The sequence below is a fragment of the Nocardia aurantiaca genome (genome assembly GCF_009708175.1).
In the GTDB taxonomy this organism is placed as follows: Bacteria; Actinomycetota; Actinomycetes; order Mycobacteriales; family Mycobacteriaceae; genus Nocardia; species Nocardia aurantiaca.
Window position 1 is genome coordinate 76340 of the sequence record NZ_WMBB01000020.1, and the last position, 21401, is coordinate 97740.

Annotated in this window: 18 protein-coding genes and 1 pseudogene; 9 read left to right on the plus strand and 10 right to left on the minus strand. The window is 66.8% G+C overall.

Annotated elements, in window-relative coordinates:
• Positions 1–5: 5 nt before the first annotated feature.
• The 4 genes from fabG to GLP40_RS31210 all read right to left on the minus strand — a co-directional run bounded on the left by fabG (position 6) and on the right by GLP40_RS31210 (position 3473).
• Complete coding sequence (gene fabG, locus GLP40_RS31195) at positions 6–767, minus strand: 3-oxoacyl-ACP reductase FabG (RefSeq protein ID WP_154791593.1); 762 nt, start codon at positions 765–767, stop codon at positions 6–8.
• A gap of 37 nt (positions 768–804) precedes the next feature.
• Positions 805–1794, minus strand: a complete 990-nt coding sequence (locus GLP40_RS31200) for an NADPH:quinone oxidoreductase family protein (RefSeq protein ID WP_154791594.1) — start codon at positions 1792–1794, stop codon at positions 805–807.
• A gap of 10 nt (positions 1795–1804) precedes the next feature.
• Positions 1805–2557, minus strand: a complete 753-nt coding sequence (locus GLP40_RS31205) for an SDR family oxidoreductase (protein ID WP_328290866.1) — start codon at positions 2555–2557, stop codon at positions 1805–1807.
• Between the two features lie 274 nt (positions 2558–2831).
• Complete coding sequence (locus tag GLP40_RS31210; RefSeq protein WP_328290867.1) at positions 2832–3473, minus strand: TetR/AcrR family transcriptional regulator; 642 nt, start codon at positions 3471–3473, stop codon at positions 2832–2834.
• Between the two features lie 231 nt (positions 3474–3704).
• Here GLP40_RS31210 and GLP40_RS31215 point away from each other — a divergent pair, with 231 nt between their 5' ends.
• Positions 3705–5207 carry a long-chain-fatty-acid--CoA ligase gene (locus GLP40_RS31215; RefSeq protein WP_154791596.1) on the plus strand — a complete coding sequence of 501 codons (1503 nt, stop codon included), beginning with the start codon at positions 3705–3707 and terminating at the stop codon, positions 5205–5207.
• Complete coding sequence (locus tag GLP40_RS31220; RefSeq protein ID WP_154791597.1) at positions 5204–6163, plus strand: phosphotriesterase family protein; 960 nt, start codon at positions 5204–5206, stop codon at positions 6161–6163. The genes GLP40_RS31215 and GLP40_RS31220 overlap by 4 nt, the downstream gene beginning before the upstream one ends.
• A gap of 417 nt (positions 6164–6580) precedes the next feature.
• On the opposite strand, the gene GLP40_RS31225 is transcribed toward GLP40_RS31220, so the two are convergent.
• Positions 6581–7522, minus strand: a complete 942-nt coding sequence (locus GLP40_RS31225) for a GlxA family transcriptional regulator (protein WP_154791598.1) — start codon at positions 7520–7522, stop codon at positions 6581–6583.
• 109 nt (positions 7523–7631) lie between these two features.
• On the opposite strand from GLP40_RS31225, the gene GLP40_RS31230 reads away from it, so the two are divergent.
• Complete coding sequence (locus GLP40_RS31230) at positions 7632–8552, plus strand: NAD-dependent epimerase/dehydratase family protein (RefSeq protein ID WP_154791599.1); 921 nt, start codon at positions 7632–7634, stop codon at positions 8550–8552.
• Positions 8553–8928: 376 nt separating this feature from the next.
• Here the strand turns inward: GLP40_RS31230 and GLP40_RS31235 are convergent, their stop codons facing one another.
• A complete protein-coding gene (locus tag GLP40_RS31235; protein WP_407671734.1) occupies positions 8929–10629 on the minus strand; it encodes an aldehyde dehydrogenase family protein in 1701 nt (566 codons plus the stop codon).
• On the minus strand, positions 10623–12200 hold the full coding sequence (locus GLP40_RS31240) for a GMC family oxidoreductase (RefSeq protein ID WP_328290869.1): 1578 nt from the start codon (positions 12198–12200) through the stop codon (positions 10623–10625). The genes GLP40_RS31235 and GLP40_RS31240 overlap by 7 nt, the downstream gene beginning before the upstream one ends.
• A 173-nt stretch (positions 12201–12373) precedes the next feature.
• On the opposite strand from GLP40_RS31240, the gene GLP40_RS31245 reads away from it, so the two are divergent.
• Entirely contained in the window at positions 12374–13636 is a 1263-nt protein-coding gene (locus GLP40_RS31245; protein WP_196054860.1) for a PucR family transcriptional regulator, read from the plus strand.
• A 247-nt stretch (positions 13637–13883) separates the two neighbouring features.
• Here GLP40_RS31245 and GLP40_RS31250 read toward each other — a convergent pair whose 3' ends face one another.
• Positions 13884–14660 carry a DUF72 domain-containing protein gene (locus GLP40_RS31250; protein ID WP_154791601.1) on the minus strand — a complete coding sequence of 259 codons (777 nt, stop codon included), beginning with the start codon at positions 14658–14660 and terminating at the stop codon, positions 13884–13886.
• 479 nt (positions 14661–15139) lie between these two features.
• Here GLP40_RS31250 and GLP40_RS31255 point away from each other — a divergent pair, with 479 nt between their 5' ends.
• Both GLP40_RS31255 and GLP40_RS34955 read left to right on the plus strand, forming a co-directional pair.
• On the plus strand, positions 15140–15601 hold the full coding sequence (locus GLP40_RS31255) for a nuclear transport factor 2 family protein (protein WP_154791602.1): 462 nt from the start codon (positions 15140–15142) through the stop codon (positions 15599–15601).
• A 145-nt stretch (positions 15602–15746) separates the two neighbouring features.
• Positions 15747–16922 (plus strand): cytochrome P450, encoded by a 1176-nt coding sequence (locus GLP40_RS34955; RefSeq protein WP_154791603.1) that lies wholly within the window; start codon positions 15747–15749, stop codon positions 16920–16922.
• Between the two features lie 305 nt (positions 16923–17227).
• Here the strand turns inward: GLP40_RS34955 and GLP40_RS31265 are convergent.
• Together GLP40_RS31265 and GLP40_RS31270 are read right to left on the minus strand one after the other, a co-directional pair.
• Positions 17228–18330 (minus strand): annotated as a pseudogene (locus GLP40_RS31265) (IS630 family transposase).
• Between the two features lie 270 nt (positions 18331–18600).
• Positions 18601–19002 (minus strand): MerR family transcriptional regulator, encoded by a 402-nt coding sequence (locus GLP40_RS31270; protein WP_328290870.1) that lies wholly within the window; start codon positions 19000–19002, stop codon positions 18601–18603.
• Positions 19003–19101: 99 nt separating this feature from the next.
• Here GLP40_RS31270 and GLP40_RS33435 point away from each other — a divergent pair, with 99 nt between their 5' ends.
• From GLP40_RS33435 to GLP40_RS31285, 3 genes are all read left to right on the plus strand, one after another.
• Complete coding sequence (locus GLP40_RS33435) at positions 19102–20145, plus strand: SDR family NAD(P)-dependent oxidoreductase (RefSeq protein ID WP_328290871.1); 1044 nt, start codon at positions 19102–19104, stop codon at positions 20143–20145.
• Between the two features lie 165 nt (positions 20146–20310).
• Positions 20311–20604, plus strand: coding sequence for a transposase (locus tag GLP40_RS34635; RefSeq protein WP_154791605.1), 294 nt, complete (start codon positions 20311–20313; stop codon positions 20602–20604).
• 17 nt (positions 20605–20621) lie between these two features.
• Positions 20622–21401 (plus strand): IS3 family transposase (locus tag GLP40_RS31285; protein ID WP_328290874.1); only part of this gene is annotated, 780 nt, incomplete at its 3' end.

Below are 21401 nucleotides of genomic sequence, written 5' to 3' on the forward strand. Positions count from 1 at the left end.
CGCGGCTAGTTCTTCGGCCCGCCGGCCACGTAGATCACCTGTCCCGACACGAATCCCGCGCCCTCGCTCACCAGGAACGAGACCGTGTGCGCGATGTCCTCGGGCTTGCCGGAGCGGGCCACCGGGATCGTGGAGATGAGTGCCTGACGGAAATCGTCGAAGGAGACGCCCATGCGCTCGGCGGTGGCCTGGGTCATCTCGGTTTCGATGAAGCCGGGTGCGACGGCATTGGCCGTGACGCCGAACTTGCCGAGCTCGATGGCGAGGGTCTTGGTGAAGCCCTGCAATCCGGCCTTGGCGGCGGAGTAGTTGGCCTGGCCGCGGTTGCCCAGCGCGGAGGTGCTCGACAGGCTGACGATCCGGCCGAAGCCCTGCTCGATCATGTGGCGCTGGACGGCCTTCGAACACAGGAACGCCCCGCGCAGGTGCACGCCCATCACCGCGTCCCAGTCGGAAACGCTCATCTTGAACAGCAGGTTGTCGCGCAGGATGCCCGCATTGTTGACCAGTACGGTGGGCGCGCCGAGTTCGGTGGCCACTCGGTCCACGGCCCGGTTCACCGCGTCCTCGTCGGACACGTCCGCGCCGACGGCGAGGGCCCGGCCACCGGCCGCCTCGATCTCCGCGACGACCGGCTTGCAGGCCTCCTCATCCAGATCCAGGACGGCGACGGCCATTCCGTCGGCCGCCAGTCGCCGTACGACCGCGGCGCCGATGCCCCGGGCCGCGCCGGTCACGACCGCTACCCGCTGTGTCTGGGTGCTCATGATGTTCTCCTCTGTGAGGCGATCGGGTCGGTGTCGATCAGGCCGCGGGCGTGCAGACCACACGGCCGACGGTCGTGCCGTCCGCGAGACGCTGGACGCCATCGGCGATGTCCGCCAAGGCCAGTCGTTCGCTGACCAGGGGCCGAATCGCGCCCGCGGCCGCCAGCCGGGTCAGCTCGCTGTGGCATTCGGTGACCGCGGCGGGGTCGTAGGCGTTGTAGAGCCCCCAGTGCAGGCCGACGATCGAATAGTTCTTGACCAGTGCGTGATTCAGTGCGGCGCTCTGGATGTCGCCGCCCGCGAAGCCGACGACCAGGATGCGGCCCTCGAAGGCGATGCACTTGGTCGAGCGGGTGTAGGTGTCGCCGCCGACCGGGTCGTAGACGACGTCCGCACCGCGATTGTCCGTGACCTGCTTGACGACCTCGACGAAATCCTCGCTGCTGCGGTCGATCACGATATCGGCGCCGAGCGCACGGGCGTACTCGGCCTTCTCGGGACCGCCGACCACGCCGATGACACGGGCCCCGGAGGCCTTGCCGAGCTGGACGGCGGCGCTGCCGACACCGCCCGCGGCCGCGTGCACCAGCAGGGTCTCCCCCGCCTTCAGAGCGGCACGACGATGCAGTCCGAACCATCCGGTCTGGTAGCCGACGAACAGGGCCGCGGCTTCCGCATCGTCCAGAGCCGGTGGCGCGGAGAAGGTTTGGGACGCCTCCAGCACCGCGTACTCGGCGAACCCGCCGTACGGCAGCGAGCTGCCGCCGAGCACGCGATCCCCGACGGCGATCCCGGCGACCTCGTCGCCCACGGCCACGACCTCACCGCACAGCTCGATGCCCGGCGTGAACGGCAGCGTGGGCCGCACCTGGTACAGGCCGCGGCACATGAGGACGTCGGGGAAGTTGGCCGCCGCGCCGGTGACCCGGACGACCACCTGGCGGGGCCCGGGTTCCGGGCGCTCCACGGTCACGAGCCGCATCACCCGCGCGGGCTCGCCCAGCTCGTGGACACGCCACGCCTGCATGTCCGCCACGCTAGACACCCCCGGTCAGGGTGATGCCGCCGTCCACGACGAGCAGCTGGCCGGTGAGCCAGGCCGCGTCCTCGGAGAGCAGGAAGGCGACCACGCTGCCGATGTCCTCCGGCACGCCCAGCCGCTTGAGCGGGTAGGTGGCGGCGATCTTCTCCTCGCGTCCCTCATAGAGGGCGGTGGCGAACTGGGTCTTCACGACCGCGGGCGCGACGGCGTTGACGCGGATATCGGGACCGAGCTCGACCGCGAGTTCCTGGGTGATGTGGGTCAGCATCGCCTTGCTGGAACCGTAGAAGCCGATGCCGGGCGCGGGCTTGAGACCGGCGACCGAGGAGACGTTCACGACCGCCCCGCCGTGTTCCTTCATCCACGCTCGGTAGGCGTGCTGCACCCACGACAGCGCGGCAAGGCAGTTGACCTCCACGATCTTTCGGGCCGCATCGAGCGAGAGCTCCACCATCGGCCCGAACACCGGATTGATGCCGGTGTTGTTCACCAGCAGATCGGCGCTGCCGAAGGTCTCGACGGCCCGCTCGAGCGTCTCGGCCTGATGCGCGGCGTCGTCGGCGCGCCCGGCCACGGCCAGCGCCTTCGACGGTCCGCCCAGCGCCGCGACGGCTTCGTCGAGCGCGTCCTGCTTGCGGGCGGTGATCACGACCTTGGCGCCCTCGTCCACCAGGCGTTGCGCGATACCGAGGCCGATACCCCGGCTGGCGCCGGTGACAATGGCGGTCTTGCCTTCGAATCTGTTCACGGACAGGTCCTTTCAGGTCGCCCGCGGCCGCGACGGTCATCGGCGCGCCGCGGCCCGGGTCCAACCGTCGAGCGGGAGGTTACTAAGCGCTTATTTTCTTCCGCAACCATGCTCGAAACGCCCGCCGCGGTCAATACCGCAGCCGGGGTTGAATACCTGTGATACGGCACACAGTGGTCATGAAAGACCAGGTAACGCAGGACAAAGCGATGCGAACCCGAACCCGAATTCAGATTTCGAGGCCGGACGCGACGACCGTCGGCCGGGGCGTGAACTACCCGGACTTCAGCTGCAGGGCATTGACCCACAGCTGAGTCAGCGTGCCGACCAGCTTCTCGAACGCGATGCGCTCATTCTGGGCGAAGACCATATAGGCCATACGGCTGACCATGACCGACAGCGCCTGGGCGGTGATCAGCGGGTCGAGATCCGCACTGGCCAGCCCGGATTCCTGCAGCTCGCGAATCATCCGGCCATTGCGGGCAACGAAGGCGCGGTTGCGTTCCGCGCGCAGCGAGCGGAAGTTCTCGTTGATCTGGGTGACCTCTTCGAACACCGCCATCAGGCGCGCATTGCGCTTGTAGGCCAGCAGGTATTCACGATTGGCGGCCTCGATGAGGTCGCGGGGGTCGGTGACGCCGGTGCGCGCCCGCACATGCGGGTGCAGCATTTCCTCCTGCACCTCCTCGACGACGGCGGTGAAGATCTCTTCCTTGCTGTCGAAGTAGGTGTAGAACGACCCCGAGGCGGCGCCGGCGGCCTTGGAGATGTCGGCGATCCTGGCATCCAGGTAGCCGTCGCGTTCGAAGACTTCCCGAGCTCCGGCAATGAGGGCTGCGCGGGTGCGCTCTCCGCGCTTGGTGCGCGGGGGCACTCGACGAGGCACGGCCTCGCGGGCGACAGATTCGGACGTCACGGCGGATCACTCACTCGGTCACAGGGACGGCTGCCGGTTGACACCGTATCACCGCTCACACCAGCGCATATCGCCCAACGTCGACAATATCCGGTCCGCCGGCGCGCATCGCGGACACGGTCACGACATTTATTGAAGTTGACACCGGATTCATATATGGTCGCGGCCAGGGCCGTGACACCCCTCACAATCGGCCCGGTCTCATTCGATCTCTACATATCTGGATGTTCTATGACAAATGTCGCCGACCGCGTCTGGCAGCACGCGTCCGAACGCCCCGACGCCATCGCGCTGCGTCACCTGGACGACACCCTCTCCTACGCCGAGCTGGCGCGCCGCAGTGCGGCCTTCGGCGGTCACCTCACCGAATCCGGTGTCGCGGCGGGAGATCGCGTGCTGCTGGTGGCGCCGACCGTGCCGGAGTTCGTGATCGCCTATCTGGGCGCGCATCTGATCGGAGCCGTCGCCATCCCGGTGAACACCATGGCGACCGCACCCGAAATCGGTTATGTGCTCGACGATTCCGGCGCGCGTTATGCCGTTGCCTGGCATCTGGCGCGCACCGCGACCGAGCAGGCCGCCGCCGAGCGCGGTATCCCGGTGCAGGTGCTCGAACCCGGTGCGCACACCTCCCCCGCCCAGCCGGTGGCCGAACCGGTCCGGCGCGATCAGGACGACACCGCGATCCTGCTGTACACCTCGGGCACCACGGGCAAGCCGAAGGGCGTCGAGCTCACCGTCGCCAATCTGATCGAGACCGCACGCATTTTCATCGATCAGCTGCGGCTCACTCCCGAGGAGCGCTTCGGCACCGGACTGCCGCTGTTCCATGTATACGGGCAGGCGGTGTGCCTGATCACCACCCTGCACGCGGGCAGTTCGTTTTCCATGGTGTCGCCGTTCACCCCCGAGGCGATGATCGAAACGATCCGCGATCACGGGCTCACCGTGGTGGCGGGCGTGCCGACCATGTGGAATGCCATGCTGCACAGCGCCGGCGACTACGGGCCGGAGGATTTCGCGAGCCTACGGCTGGCCTGTTCGGGTGGCGCGTCGCTGCCCGTGGAGGTGATCCGGGCCTTCTCGGACCGTTTCGGCTGCACCATTCTCGAGGGCTATGGGCTCACCGAGTCCAGCGGGGCCGCCACCTACAACTCCTTGGATCGGGAGCAGCGGGCCGGATCGGTGGGCACCGCGCTGCCCGGCACATCGATCGAGGTGCGTGATCCGGAGGGCACGGTGCTGCCCGCCGACACCGTCGGTGAGCTGTTCATGCGCGGTCCCAGCGTGATGAAGGGGTACTGGCAGCGCCCCGGCGCGACGGCGACGGATCTGTCCGGCGGCTGGCTGCGCACCGGCGATCTGGGCCGCGTCGATGACGACGGCTACGTCTACATCGTCGACCGCGCCAAGGATCTCATCATTCGCGGCGGCTACAACGTGTATCCGCGCGAGGTCGAGGAGGTGCTCTACGAGCATCCCGGCATTGTCGAGGTGGCGGTGATCGGGCTGCCCGACGACCACTACGGCGAGGAGGTGGGCGCGGTGGTGGCGTCCGCGCCCGGGGTCGACCTCGACCCCGAGGAACTGCGCGCCTGGGCCAAGGAACGCCTGTCCGCCTACAAGGTGCCGCACCGCTTCGCCTTCACCGACCAGCTTCCCAAGGGCGCGACGGGCAAGATCCTCAAGCGCGCCATCGATCCGAACCTATTCACAGACAAGGCATCTCGATGAGCACAGTCCCCACCGTCACCGGAACCATCGATTCCAGCGAGCTGGGCCGGGTGCTGGTGCACGAGCACGTCTTCGTGCTCGGCGAGGAGTACCAGCAGAACTACGGCGACTGGGATGAGCAGGCCCGCGTCGACGACGCCGTGAAAAAGCTCGACGAACTGAAATCGCTGGGCATCGACACCATCCTGGACCCGACCGTGCTGGGGCTGGGGCGCTACATTCCCCGGATCCAGCAGATCGCGGCCCGCACCGAGCTCGAGATCGTCGTCGCCACCGGCATCTACACCTATAACGATGTACCGTTCCAATTCCATTACAGCGGGCCCGGTTTGATGATGGACATCCCCGAGCCGATGGTGGAGCTGTTCGTCAAGGACCTCACCGAGGGCATTGCCGGGACCGGGGTGCGCGCGGGATTCCTCAAGTGCGCCATCGAGGAACCAGGGCTGACGCCGGGTGTAGAACGGGTGATGCGGGCGGTCGGACAGGCCTCGGCGCGGACGGGCGCGCCGATCACGGTGCACACCAACCCGCACACCCGGTCCGGGCTGGTGGCCCAGCGGGTGCTGCGGGAGGAGGGCGCGGACCTGACCCGCGTGGTGATCGGCCACTCCGGTGATTCCACCGATCTGGACTATCTCACCGAACTGGCCGACGCGGGTTCCTATCTCGGCATGGACCGCTTCGGCGTCGACATCCTGCTGCCGTTCGAGGACCGCGTGAACACCATCGTGGAACTGGTCCGCCGCGGCTACCGCGACAAGATCGTCATCGCCCACGACGCAGCCTGCTTCATCGACTGGTTCGACCCGGCCGCCAAGGCCCAGATCGCCCCGAGGTGGAATTACCGCCACATCAGCGAGGACGTCCTCCCCGCCCTCCTCGCCAAGGGCCTCACCGAGGACGACATCGACACCATCCTGGTCCGAAACCCCCGCCGCTACTTCGAGCGATGAGAGCACCTGCCGCCGCACGGGATTCCCTGCGGCGGCAGGCAATTCGATCCGCCATCAGTCCGCCCGACGCGGTCCCGGCGGCCGATGCGCGGCGCGGTCAGGAGGCTGGCCGGCCGCTCCTCGAGGTCCGCGGTAGGCCGCCGAGGACCACGCCAAGGTGCGCGAGGTCGGCAAGAAGATCGCCCGCGGCGACGCGAAGGCGGCGGGGCAGTGATCAGCAGCGCACCTGCCGCCGCTGCGGCGATGAGTAGATACGCCCGGCTCGTGAATCGGGCCGTGTGGACACGCATGCGGCTATCTCGCACTTGTCGTCAACAGGAAACGCACCGTCGGGCGGCAACGCTATGGACCGCGATGCCGCTGCACGAACACGGACACGGTGGCCGTGGAAATCGTTACCGATCCGGGAGGGGCTGTTCATCGACGGCTGAAGGCCGTGCGGTAGGCACTGGGGGTCAGGCCGTGTCGTCTGGTCAGGTGCTGGCGCAATGATTCCGCGGTGCCCAGTCCGGACCGCCGTGCGACCTCGGGCACCGGGAGGTCGGTGACTTCCAGAAGTTCGCGCGCACGGTCGATCCGTTGGTGCAGTAGCCATTGCAGGGGACTGGATCCCGTTTCCGCGCGGAAACGACGGGTGAGGGTGCGGGTGCTGACGTGGGCGTGTGCGGCCAGTTCACGCAGGGTGAGCGGCTCGTCGAGTCTTTGCAATGCCCAGAAACGGGTTTCGGCCAGCGAGGTTCCGGTTTCCGGCGGCAGTGGCGTTTCGATGAACTGTGCTTGGCCGCCGGGACGAATCGGCGCGACGACGGCCAAGCGCGCCACAGCATTGGCCACCGCTGCACCATGGTCGCGGCGCACGATGTGCACGCAGAGGTCCAGCCCGGCGGCCAATCCGGCCGAGGTGAGAATCTGGCCATCGTCGACGAAGAGCACGTCCGGTTGCAGGTCCACGGTAGGGAAGTGCGCGCGCAGCTCGGCCGAGTACAGCCAGTACGTGGTGGCGGGACGTCCGTCCAGAAGACCGGCCTGAGCCAGGACGAACGCACCGGTGCAGATCGAGGCGATGCGCTTGCCCGCGGCGGCGGCCGCACGGAGTGCGGTCAGGACACGAGCATCGGCCGCGGTACGTGCTCCGGTACCGGTCACGATGACGGTGTCGGCTGTCTCGATCTCGTCCAGACCGTCATCGATCACCACGCTCCGCCCGACGTATCCGGCCACCACGCCCGGATCGGCGGTGCACACCACCACCTCGTAGACAGGCTCGCCATCGACTCGTGCTGTGGGGAAGACCATTTCGGGAATCGCCAGATCGAAGGCTGTTACCGGAGGGACAGCGAGTACGACGACACGGTGCATGGCTTGATCCTTGGGATATAAGTCATTCCAGCCACTACTCTAGCTGTTCGGGGCCGGGCACAGTGAGGTTCGAGCCGCCGCCAGGCGGTTCGAGTCGAGGAGGAATGCCATGTCTTTGCATGTGGTCGCCGGTGCCGGAAGCACGGGCAGCCGAACTGCCCTGGTGCTGGCGGAGGCCGGTGAGCGAGTGCGGCTGATCAGCCGGCGCGGGCTCGGACCCGAGCATCCAATGATCGAAAGAGTCATCGGCGACACCACCGACGTCGAGGGGCTCACCACACTGACCGCGGGCGCCCAGAGCTTGATCAATACCACCTGGCCCGCCTATGACCGCTGGCCCACGGACTTCCCGCCGATCGCCGCGGGCGTCCTCGTCGCCGCCGAACGCACGGGCGCGAACTACGTATCACTGAGCAACACCTACGGCTACGGCCGAGTGGGCGGATCGATGACCGAGGACCTGCCGATGTCTCCGGTCGCGGTGAAAGGCGCAGTGCGAGCGCGCATATGGCTCGACGCGCTGGCCGCGCACGAGGCGGGCCGGGTGCGCATCACCGAGGTCCGGGCCTCGGACTACCTGGGCCGAGACGCCGGATCGGTGTTCAACTTCCTGGTGACGCGCAACGTGATCGCCGGGTCACCGGCCCGCTACCCCGGCGACCCGGACGTACCGAAAAGCTGGTCCTACGTCGACGATGTCGCGCGGACCCTGGCCGCCGTCGCCCGTGACGACCGCTCCTGGGGCCGGGCCTGGCATGTGCCGTCGACGATCATGTCACTGCGAGATGTCGCCGAGCGCCTCGCGAAGCTGACCAACTCGCCTGCGCCACAGTTGATCCCGATGTCCCTGACGGATCTGGCATGGGCGGGCGCGACCGACCCCATCATGGCGGAACTGATCGAAATGTACTACTCGCTGGAATACCCCGACGTCCTCGACTCAGCGCTGACCCAGCAAACCTTCGACCTGTTCCCCACTCCGATCGACACGGTCCTCACCGATACCGCCCGCTTCGGCAGCACTTCCTGACCATATGCGCGCCGATCGCCGTGCTCGACAGGGCATCAAGCCTTACGGGCTATCCGGCCCACGAGGTCCAGATCTGCCGAATCCGGCGCTACGCCTTTGCTACTCGTCCTGGTCGTCGGCCCATTCGTCGGGGTAAGGGCCGCGAGTTCATCCTCATCGAGGCAGTACTCGCCTTCGTCCTCACACGGGTCCGGGCCGACTTTCCATTCTCTGCTGAGCGAGGCCAGCGCTTCTTTCAGCCACCGGCAGCGATCCTCGGCTATCGATGCCCGAAAAACGTTGTCACGCAACGTAAAATAGGCCACACGGTACGAATCGGCCCGGCTCACGCCGATACCTGAACCCGTTGTTGCACTCGCACCCCGGTTCTCCGCGCTCAGCCGCGCAGCGCGGAGGCGAAGATGCCCGGAAGCGCGGCGACGCCGGGACGCTTCGCGAAGTCGGTCAGACGCCGCAGGGTGGTGGCGCCGGTGCGGTTGGTGACGAACCACGGCGGCTTCGGGGAGAGCGCGAACTCGCCGCGCAACAGCGACCGCGGGGCGGGGCGAAAGGGACCCCGGACCACGGTGCGCTCGGGTTCGGCGATGAGCAATCCGTTGTGCACCACGCCGATTCCGCTCTGGATATCGGCGAGGGTATGCCCGGGAAAGGCGCCCCACGAGGCCCGGGCGGTCAGGTAGCCGAGGCCGGTCCAGGCGTTGATGGCGACGGTGCCGTACCGCAGATCGGCTACGGCTCGGTCGAAGTGCTCGCCCAGCCGGTCGATGGTGGCCGGGTCGGCGATGATGTTGACGCCGAGGGTGCCCTCGAACTCGTCATTGCACACGCGCACCGCCTGCGCGAGGAATTCCGCTGGGTCACCGCGCAATTCGAGTACGCCCAGTACCGGGGCGAAGTACTCGGTGCGCAGCGCGGCTTCATTGCGGTCCGGCACCAGGCCGGTGATGAGGGTACGCGCGCCGATCCGCTCGGCGTCCGGATAGGACCGGCGCGCGTCGTCGACGCGGGCGGCCGATCCCGGGTAGTAGTCCGGGCGCTGTGGGGCCCGCTCGAGCGCGGCGCGCAGTTCGGCGAGGAATCGGTCCTTCTGGGGCCAGTCCGCTGAGATCACCGCCACCTGCGCGGCGACGCAGTTGTAGCCGTTGTTGTGCAGGCGCTGGGTGGCCAGGTGCTCGGCCTGGAATCGCAGGTCGGCGTTCGACCAGCGGCCCGGCACCACGATCGTGGGTGAGACGCCGCCCAGCTCGCTGGTGATGGGCTTGGTCAGTGTCGGTGTGCCCGCCGCCTTGTTCCGCGCGCCCTCCTCGCCGGTGCCGAAGACGATGGCGTCGTGGGTGAGGGCGCTGCCGGTCATGTGCACCGCGTCCACGCCGGCATGGTGCACCAGCGCCGTCCCCACCTCGGGACCACCGGTGAGCAGGCGCACGAAGCCGAGCTCGATCATGGGCGCGAAGATCTTCTCCAGTACCGGCAGCAGCGGGTCCGTGATCGGGTTGAGCTTGAGCGCCACCACCCGGTTGTCGGCATAGAGCTGGTAGAGCACGTCCAGCGGTGCGATCGAGAAGATATTGCCCGCGCCGAGGACCACGCCGACACCGCCGGTCTGGTTCGGGGTGCGCTGCCCCAGGCCGGCTCGGGCGCGGACGGTTTCGGCATCGACACCAGGCCCGGACCAGACCTCCGCATGGAATCCGTTGAGCAGCAACCAATCGAAGAGACCGTGCGGGAAGACGTCGACCGCCGTGCGTCCGCCGGGGGCGGCATGGATCGGATAGCCGTCGACCGGGCTGCGGCCCTCCTCCAGTGCCAGCAGCGATTCCGCGAGCGCCGCCGCGCCGGTGAGCAGTGAGTAGGGGCCGCTGACCCATTCCTCGCCGAGCAGCGGCGAGTCCAGCGGCAACTGCTTGATGGCGGCGGCGGTCTCGACCCACTCCCTCGAATAGCGGGCGGTATTGGCGTGAATCTGATCCAGCAGCCGCCGTCGCGCGGGCAGAGCGGTTCGCGCCCAGACGATTTCGCCCTGCCGGAGCGCGGAGACGGCGGCTTCGACGGTCGCCGCGACGGTCGTGGTCACGATGCGTTTCCTTCCGAGTCGGCGTCCTCGACGAGCATGACCGCGGCCTTCTCACCGATCATGATCGTGGGCGCGTTGGTATTGCCCCGCACCACCGACGGCATGACCGAGGCATCGGCGACGCGCAGGCCCTGGACGCCCAGCACGCGCAGGCGCGAGTCGACGACCGCGCCGATGGCGCAGGTGGAGGTGGGGTGATAGAGGGTCTGGGCGGTGCGGGCAGCGAAGTCGAGCAGGTCGTCATCGGAATCGCCTGCGGGAGTGAGGAATTCGCCGGTAGTGATGTCACGCAGCGCAGGCTGGTCGGCGATGTCGAGGGCACTGCGCAGTCCGGCGATGATGCTCGCGCGGTCGGCCTCGGTGTCGAGGTAGTTGTGGCGGATGCGCGGCGCGGTGCCCGGGTCCGCCGAGCGCAGGGTGAGTTCGCCGCGGCTGGTCGGGTTGATCAGACACGGACCGAAGGCGTATCCGTGCTCGGTCGCCGCGCCCATGCCCTCGCCGTGGAAGAGGACCGGGGCCTGATGGAACTGGATGTCCGGGCCCGCCAGTCCGGCGCGGGTCTCGATGAAGCCGCCGGTCTCACCGATATTCGAGGTCAGCGGGCCGCGACCGGATTCCTGGAGCAGGCCCAGGTTTTCGGGCGTGAGCGCGGTCATCAGGGATTCGCGGTCGGTGCGGTAGTTGAGGAACACCGATAGGTGGTCCTGGAGATTCCGGCCGACCGGCAGGTCGCGGACGGTCTCGATGCCGAAGGCCGCCAGCTGCTCGGCCGGGCCTACGCCGGACAGCAACAGCAGCTGTGCCGATCCGTAAGCGCCTGCGGCCAGCACGATTTCGCGCCGAGCGCGAATGGTCTCGGTGCTGCCGCCGCGGCCGATCACCACGCCGGTGGCCCGGCCGTTCTCGATGACGATCCGGTGCGCGAGGGCGTCGGTGATGACGGTCAGGTTCCTCCGCTCCAGCGCCGGGTGCAGGTAGGCGACCGCCGCGCTGCAGCGCATGCCATTGCGCTGGGTCACCTGATAGCGGCCGACGCCGAGCTGGGTCACGCCGTTGAAGTCGTCGTTGCGGGTGTGCCCGGCCTGTTCGGCGGCGCGCAGGAACGCCTCGCCGAGTGGATGATTCGACCGGCTGTCGCTGACCGACAGCGGCCCGCCGACGCCGTGATAGGCGTCCTTGCCACGCTCATTGTCCTCGGCCCGCACGAAGTAGGGCAGCACCTCGTCATAGCTCCAGCCGTCCGCGCCGGCGGCGGCCCAGGCGTCGTAGTCGGCGCGGGCCCCGCGGATGTAGATCATGGCGTTCATGGAGCTGGACCCGCCCAGGACGCGGCCGCGCGGCAGGTAGGCGCGGCGGCTGTGCAGGCGGGGTTCGGGCTCGGTGTCGTAGTCCCAGTCCAGCGGGCTCTTGAACAGGGACGGGAAGGCGGCCGGCAGGTGAATCTCCTCGGCGGTGTCACGCGGCCCGGCCTCGATCACAACCACCCGGATCGCCGGATCCTCGGACAATCGGCTGGCCAGCACGGATCCCGCGGATCCCGCGCCTACGACGACGTAGTCGTACACGGTCGACACCTCTCTCCACCTCATCATTCGACCCGGGGTATGACCCCGGTCACTGTCGCTGTCGGTGTCGATACTGCGTGTCCGGTGCATCCGCCCACCATGTGCGCGGGTTTACCGATGCCGCGCGGCCGTTTGTGCTGGAGCACAATCGGTGTCGAGAGCACATGCCTACTATCGAATCCATGACAGCGCTGACCGAGCCGCCGCGCAGCGGCTCCCCCGCACTGCCGCCGACCGGTTCCACCGCAGCACCGTCGAGCGGTTCGACGGCGGTGCCGTCGAGCGATTCGACCGCGGTGGCGCGCAGCCTGCTCGTCGAGGTCGACGATCTCGCCACCGAACTCGTCGGCCGTATCCTCACCGGCGACCACGCCTACGCCGAAGCCGCCCTCACCGAGGCCCAGCTGCACCTGGTCGTCCGCGACAACCTGACCGCCCTGCTCGAACAACTCTCCGGGAGCGCCGGGCGGCGGCTGCAACCGGCGACGGTGGTGGGTCGGGTCAAGGCGGAACTGGGCGTGCCGATCGCTGCCGTGCTGCACGCGTACCGGATGGCCGGGCGGCTGCTGTGGGAACGGGCGCTCATCGCGGCGGCGGGAACGAATCTGGACGTGCTGCCGCGGCTCGGCTCGGAGATGTGGCGGATCCTCGACGACTATTCCGGCGCCGCCGCCGACGCGTACGCCGACTTCCTCAACGAGCGGGTACGCCGCCACGACTTCGAACGCCGCGCCATGCTGCGGAGGTTGTTCGACGGCGAGGCGGACGATCCCACCCAGCGCGATATCGCACGGGCCCTGCACCTGCCGCCGCTGGGCAGTTTCGTCGTCGTATACGCCGAAACCGATTCCGGCGCAGTGGAACCGCTGTTCGGGATCGAGGAACGGCTGCGGGCCGACTTCGTCGAGTCGATCTGGCTCAGCGAGCCGGGCGCCCGGATCGGGCTGCTCAATGTGGCCACCGCGCGGTCACATGAGCGGGTGCTGTCGCGCCTGCGCTCACATGCGACCGGACGAATCGGGGTGAGCCGCCCCTTCCCGACGCCCGGCTCGGCGGGGACCGCCTTGCGCGAGGCGGAACTCGCGGGGCGGTGCGCGCCGCCCGGCAGCGCCACCGTCACCGCGTACGGGAGCACGCCGATTCCGCTCGTGCTCGCGCACGCGCCCTCGGCGTCGCGGGAATTGGCCGACGATGTACTGGGGCCGGTTCTGGAGTTGCCGCCGGAGGAGCGCGACACCCTGCTCGACACGCTGGAGCTATGGTTCGAGTGCGGCGGGTCCAATACCGAGGTGGCGCAACGGCTGCACTACCACCGGAACACCATTCACTACCGGTTGCGGCGCATCGAGACCCTCACCGATCGGCGGTGTTCGGACCCGAAGGCCGCGGCCGAGCTGTACATCGCGTTGCATGCCGCGCGGCTGGCCGGCGTTGATCCGGCCTGAGGACATGCTGCCGGTCATAGACGAATAGCTGCCCAATTCCACGATGCGTGGTCACCGGTGTGCCGCGTATTCGGCGAGTCTGGACATCGTCAAATAGACAACAAATTGATCTACCGTGGCTGCACGTAACTGACCAGGATTTCGGTCAGGACCGACGGGCGCTGCCGGCGGCCTCGACGTCTTCCTCGCGCGACTGCATCGCGAATCCGACCAGCCGACTCAGGAACTGCCCGCGGGTCTCGCTCCTCTAGTCGGACGCGAGCGGGAGTCGGTCGGGAGTGCGGGTGACGGGGCGGCCCGCGGTGCGGGCGAGGTCGGCGAACCGGACCGCATCATGGACAGCCGCGCCGCCGGGGTCATTGTTGAAGTAGACGTAAACGTCCTGGTCTTGTTCCCATGCGTCGTCGATGTGCCGGACCCATTCGGCCAGCACGCGTTCCGGGTAGCGAGGCCGTGGCCTACCGGCACCTTCATGGAAGCGGACGTATGACCAGTCGGCCGTGCGCCACAGTGGCGTGACCGGATGGTTCAGTCGGTCGGCCCAGCACAAAGCCGCATTGTGCGCTTCGAGTACCTCGCGCACCTCGTCGCTCCACCAGGTCTCGTGGCGCGGTTCGACCGCCACCCTCAGGTCGTCGGGGATCAGCCCGAGCACCGTGTCGAGCCGGTCCGGGGCGGCGGTCAGCGTGGGCGGCAATTGAAGCAGGATCGGGCCCAGCCGGTCCCCCAGCCCGCGGGCCGCATCGATCATCCGCTCGACCGGGACCTCGACATCGCTCAGCCGCCGATAATGCGTGACCACCCGGCTCGCTTTCACCGCCATCACGAAATCACCCGGCGTCCGCTTCCGCCACCCCTCGAAGGTGCTACGCGCCACCGGCCGATAGAACGCGGCGTTCAACTCCACGGTGGCGAACCCTCGCGCGTAACACTCCAGCCACCGCCGCTGCCCGACACCTTTCGGGTACAGCACCTCCCGCCAGTCGGCGTACTGCCACCCCGAAGTCCCGACAAACACCGTCATGGCGCGCCACCCGAGTGGCGGCCACGGCATTCGAGGACCTGGCTCTCCAGAGTGAGAACTCCGTTCCGCTCCGGTGCTGTGGGTTGTCGGCTACGGCGGCACAGCCGAGTCGACGTCACTCATTCTACAGAGCCCATGGGCGGCCTCCCGGCCATTGACGATCACATATTGGACAAATAGGGCAAGCAAGGGTCGAGCGCTGATTCTCCGATAACCCATTGCCGCACAGCGTTTTTCACGACCAGTTGCGCATTCTCCACAGTCGAGAGCGAGGGTAAAGCGGCCATGAGCAACCATGGCCGCTCGCTCGACGACACAGGTCCGCGGCCGCGCTCGCGAGGGCAGCGCCGACGACCTCGTCGACCGCGCCGACAAGGTCGCGAAGCTGGTCCGCGCACCGCAGACCGTCGACGGCGTACGGCACGTCTACACGGCGTCGGCCCACGCGGTAGCCCACCTGCCGCCTACCCTCACATGGTATGAGCACAGCCGCCGACACGACCGCCGTGACGAACCTGATCACCACATACGCGGAACTGGTCGACGCCGGGGATTTCACCGGCGTCGGCGCATTGTTCGCCAACGCCACATTCACCAGCAGCGGCACCACGATCACAGGCGGCGAAAACCTTGAAAAGATGTTCCGCGCCACGGTGATCCTCTACGACGACGGCACTCCGCGCACCCACCATGCCACCACCAATATCGCCATCGAGTTCGACGACGAATCCCACATCGCCACGGCCCGTTCCTATTTCACCGTCTTCCAAGCCCTCCCCGACCTCCCCCTCCAACCCATCGCCGCAGGCCGCTATATCGATCACTTCACCCGCCTGGATAACGACTGGAGTTTCATGGAACGGCAGGTCCACATCACCCTGGCAGGCAACCTCTCCCACCACCTCCGCACCGAGCCTCGGCGAATCGCCGCAGAGGATTGACACCACGACCTCGCATGGCGCACAAGCGCTTTCCCGGAATCGGGCGAGTTCTGATCGGTCCTCGACGCGCCGAGCGGGTTGACTCGGTGCGCCCGCCGGGCGCACCATCAGCGCACTACTGCTCTGGGGCGGGAAGGGGTTCGGCGTGACCGACGGCCATCAGGAGTTCTTCGATCGTCTCGACTGGTTCGACGAAGACCACTGCGCGCGGCTCGACGATCAGCTCACGTGGGCGCGCGAGCGATGCCCGGTCGTGCACACGGGATTCGGTGGCGGAATGCATGTGGTCACGCGGTACGAAGACCTTGTCACGGTGGCCGCGCATCCGGAGATATTCAGTTCCGCCATGCCCGGATTGACTTCGGTGCCAGTCGCGTTGCCGCCCATCGATGTGGATCCGCCGCTGCATCACGACTTCCGGGCATTCCTCAACGAGCCGTTCTCTCGGTCGGCGTTGCGGCGATACGCGCCTGTGGTGCAACAGCTCGCCGACGAACTCATCGACCGGTTCGCCGACCGCGGGGAGGTCGAGTTCGTCAGCGAGTTCGCGATCCCGTTCACCGCGGGTGCGCTGGCCAAGATCGTGCTCGACGACGACAACCAGCAGCGGCTGGCACGCGCGGTCGATGCCGTCACGCAAGTGTCGGTGCAGAACACGCCCGAAAGTTTCGCCGCCGTCGCGGCATTGGCCGCCGAGCTCATGGCCGAGCGGGAAGCCGCGCCCCGCGCGGATCTGCTGCAGTCCATCGTCGATGCCACCGTTGCCGGCGGCCGCCCGCTCACCATGGAGGAACGTCTCGGCGTAGTCACCGTGCTGCTGTTGGGCGGGCTCGACACCACCCGTGGCGCACTCGCCTACATCGCCGAGTATCTCGCCGAAATGCCCGGCCTGGAGGCGCGGCTGCGTGAACCCGATTGGGCCGCACACGATCTGGACGAGCTGCTGCGCTACACCTCGACGGTGAGCGTCATGGGCAGACTCGTCGTAGAGGACAACGACCTGCTCGGCGTCGCGATGGCCAAGGGCGACCGACTCGCGGTGCACTGGCGATCGGGCAACCGCGACAGCGATCGATTCGACAATCCAGGGCAACTGGATTTCGACCGTAACCGCAATCCGCACTTGGCTTTCGGCATCGGTATCCATCGCTGCGTCGGCCGTCACTTCGCGCGCATGCAACTCGACATCGGCATCACGCGCCTGCTGGACCGGCTCACCGGATTCCGCCTCGCCCCCGGCACCGTAGTACAGCGGTCGGTCGGCATCAGCGTCGGCGCACCTCGTGAACTTCACCTGCGCTTCGACCGTGTCGCACGGTAATCCGCGCCCTCTGACCGACTCAACCGAGGTCTGTTCTATCGGTCTTCGACGCGGGTCGGGGATCGGAATCTGGTGCGTCTGCCCGGCCGAAGCCAACTGCGGCCGGGGCGGAGGCTCGGTGCCATTCCACCTCGAATTTCCTAGGAAAAGGTCCCCCAACACACCGGCACAGCCGGTATCGTGCACACTATTCACCGAAGCCCTTGGTTCCGAGATTTTTTCTGTCGCAAGACAAATCATCAGCCAAGGGCTTCGTCCATGATCAACTGGGGTCCTCAACACGACCCCAGACGTTAAAACTCGAGCTAGTGTCCTGCGCCGGGAATTCGTTTCAAATATGAGGCGAGTCGTTCCAGGATCCAGCGGTCTTGGTCCAGACGAACGGCTTGGGGTCCTCGTTCCATGCGGTGACCCAATCGCGGATTGATTTCTCCAGTGCGGCAATGCTTTTGTGGACGCCGCGTCGGAGTTGCTGGTCGGTGAGCAGGCCGAACCAACGTTCGACCTCGCCCCGCCAGGAGGAGTAGGTCGGGGTGAAGTGCATGTGGAAGCGGGGATGTGCCGCAAGCCATTTCACGATGATCGGCGCCTTGTGAGTGCCGTAGTTGTCGCAGATCAGGTGCACGTCCAGCTCGGCCGGTACTTCCCTGTCGAGCCTGGCCAGGAACTTCTTGAACTCGGTGGCGCGATGGCGGCGGTGGATTTGTCCGATCACCTCGCCGGTGGCCACGTTCAGCGCGGCGAACAGAGTCGTGATGCCATGGCGGACGTAGTCGTGGGTGCGCCGCTCGGGCATGCCCGGCATCATCGGCAACACCGGCGCCGACCGGTCAAGGGCCTGGATCTGGGACTTCTCGTCCACGCACAACACGATCGCCTTCTCCGGAGGATCCAGATACAGCCCGACCACGTCACGCACCTTGTCCACGAACAACGGATCGTTGGAAATCTTGAACTCGTCGTTCCGGTGCGGCTGCAACCGCAACGCCTTCCAGATCCGGCCGACCGACGACCTCGACAAACCGGTCTCGGCAGCCATCGACGCCCTCGACCAGTGCGTGGCACTGTGTGGGGACCGCTCCAGCGTCGCGACCAGTACCTGCTCGACCTGTTCGTCGGTGATCGTGCGCGGACCACCCGGCCGTGGCTCGTCACCCAGCCCGTCCAGCCGCTTCTCCAGAAACCGCTGACGCCACTTGCCGACCGTCGGCAGCGAAACACGTTCGGCCGCAGCAACATCAGTGTTCGACCGCAACCCGCCCTCCCCCGCGCACGCCAGCACGATCCGTGCCCGCAGCGCCAGCGCCTGCGCCGACTTGCGCCGCCGGGTCCACCCGGTCAACACCTGCCGCTCCTCATCGGTCAACACCAACCGCTGCTTCGGACGCCCACGCACGACCGCCAGCATGAACGGTCCATCCCGAGCAGACCTACCGACACGCCAGCTCACAACCTTGATTTAAACAACGAATTCCCGGCGCGGGACACTAGAGAGCTTCCCACCGGGTACTGGAACTGATCCTGGCCGGGATCACGTCCTACCACCAGTCTTAAGTAGCCGAAAGATGCGCCACTGAATGGTGACGCCACGCTGGAAGACCCTCTCGAATCACAGCGCCTCACGGCGCAAACCGAAAGCGCGACAGAGCCGTTATCCTGGACAGACCCCGGCGTGGCGTCATCCCTGGTTGTTTCGTTGCCGAGCTACGTCACCGGCGCGTGACGGGTCGACGGCGTCGTCGATGAGTGCGTCGAGGGTCTGCCGGGCTGCCTGGAGCCGGGTGATCGTGTGATCGATCCGAGCGTGTTCTCGGCGTAGCTGGGTGATCATCCCTGGGCATGGCGATGGTGAGAGTTCTTCACCGTCGCCGTGAATGCAATGCAGAATCCTGGCGATCACGGCGGTGGACAGGCCCGCAGCTAGCAACGACCGGATATGCGCCACCGTGGTGATGTCCGACTCGGTGTAGTAGCGGTAGCCGTTGGAGCGACGGATCGGCCGGAGCAGACCTCGGTCCTCGTAGTACCGCAGCAGCCGCTCGTTCACTCCGGTGGCACGTGCCAGGGCGCCGATTCGCACAGTGGCTCCCTCGTTAGGCTTGACCTTCTCACTGATGTGAGACTTTAGCCTTCCTTCGTACGTTGCAGGAAGCTGAAGGAGTTAGTGATGACAGGAGCTGTGATCATCGGAGCCGGGCCGGGAATCGGTCTGGCCGTCGCCCGGCGATTCGCGCTCGAGGGAATGCCGATCGCGATGGTTGCCCGGTCGGATACCACTTTGAAGACCGTCGCCGCCGAACCTCTCGGGGTGCCCATTGCCACCTTCGCGGCGGACAGTACCGACGAGATGGCGCTTCGCGACGCGCTCACCTCCGCGAACGAGATGTTCGGTGTGCCGGATGTGGTGGTCTACAACGCGGCGGTCATCCGGCCCGACCTGCCGGGGCAATTGTCGGTCCTCGCGCACCAGGAGGCGTGGGCGGTCAACGTGGTGGGGGCGATCAACACCGCGGCGCTCGTCGCCCCCGCGATGGCGCGACGCGGTAGTGGTTCGTTAATTGTCACCGGTGGCATGCCGGAGCCGAAACCGGAGTATGTCAGTCTTTCCCTGGGCAAGGCCGGAGTGCGCGCCCTCGTGACCCTGCTCGACAAACAGTATGGACCGTCGGGTGTCCACATCGCGACAGTCACCATCGACGGCCCGGTCGCCCCAGGCACCGCATTCGATCCGGACGACATAGCAGAGCATTACTGGCGCCTGCACATCCAGGCGCGTCACGAGTGGGAGCGTGAAATCATCCACACGGGGCACGGCTTCCGCCGGGTGGCGGATTCCGGCGTTCAGGAGCGGGCGAGCGGTGTTGTGGCCGAAGTGCTCAACGCCTGGGAGACGGCGTTCAACGATCGTAGAACGACGGATATCGCTTCGTTGTTCACTGAGGATGCACTCTTCCAGGGGGTCGACCCCGATCTGCGAGTCGGCCCCGCCGAGATCTCCGCGTACTACGACAACGTCGCAGACGGTACGACAGTCACCGCGAAGGTACGGCACGCGGTACGGCTGGGCGAGGAAACAGTGAGCGCTTTCGCAGAGGCCGAATTCACCTCGCCCACAGGCGAGCCTCGCCAGCTTTGCCTGTCCCTGGTCATCCAGCACGTCGAGGACGACTGGCGAATCCGCCAGTACCATGCGGCACCAGCTCCGGCTCGGCTTTCGCCTTAACCACTTTTGCACACTACGAAACCAGGAGATCCGCACCCTGCAAATTGGTGCGGTTCCGGCGGTCAGCGCAACACCTCTTCGAGTGCTTCTGATGGTGTGTGAGGTGCTGGAAGTTCTTCGGACAGCGACCCAAAGTAGAATTTGGGTAACTGAACGGAGTGGTTTGTGGCACAGAGGAAGTCGCGTCAGTTCAGCCCGGAGTTCCGGGAGACGGCGGCACGCGAGGTGGTCGAGAAGTCCCGGCCGGTCGTCGATGTCGCGCGTGATTGCGGGGTGACTGATCAGACGATCCGTAACTGGGTCAAACAGTTCCAGCGAATGAACTCTGCAGCGGATACCGGTTTGTCGATGCCGGAACGTGCCCGGTTGAAGGAATTGGAGCGGCGGGTTCGGGAGCTGGAAGAGGAGAACCGCTTCTTGGGAAAATCGGTGGCCTTCTTCGCGAAGAAGCACCGGTAACGGTCAAATACGCGTTCATCGCGTCCGAAGAAGGCAATCATTCCGTGGTCGACATGTGTCGGTGGGCGGAGGTATCGCGCTCGGGCTTCTACGACTGGCGCGGTCGTAAGCCGTCGGCCACGGCGCAATGGCGGGAAGTCCTCGAAGCCGAGATCCGGTTCTGCTTCGAGCACTCCGACGGCACCTACGGCTACCGCCGCGTCCACGCCCAGCTCGCTCGGTGGGGCACCAGGGTCGATCCCGACACCGTGCGCAAGATCATGCGTGAGCTGGGGTTGGTGCCGTGCCAGCCCCGCCCGTTCCGGCCGGTCGCCACCGTCGCCGGTGACGCCGCCGACCTGCCCGACCTGCTGGCGCGTGACTTCACCGCCGACGCGCCGGCACGCAAGCTCGTCGGCGACATCACCTACATCCGCACCTGGGAAGGCTGGCTGTATCTGGCCACCGTGCTCGACTGCTATTCGAAGAAGGTCGTCGGCTACGCCATGGCCGACCATATGCGCACCGAACTGGTGACCGACGCCCTGCGCATGGCCGCCCGGAACTTGCCCATCGCCACCGGGAAGACAATCTTCCACAGCGACCGCGGCAGTCAGTATCTTTCCGCTGAATTCGCGGCGACGGCAAAGGAACTCGGCATCTTACGATCGGTAGGTCGCACAGGAACCTGCTACGAGGTGAGTCGGCGGCGGGAATCTCACCCGCCGCCGCTCTCAGAACCGTGCTTAACAGTCTCCCGTTACACGGCTCCCGCTGTTGAACCGGTAGGCAATGCACCGTGTTTCCAGTGCGCGAAC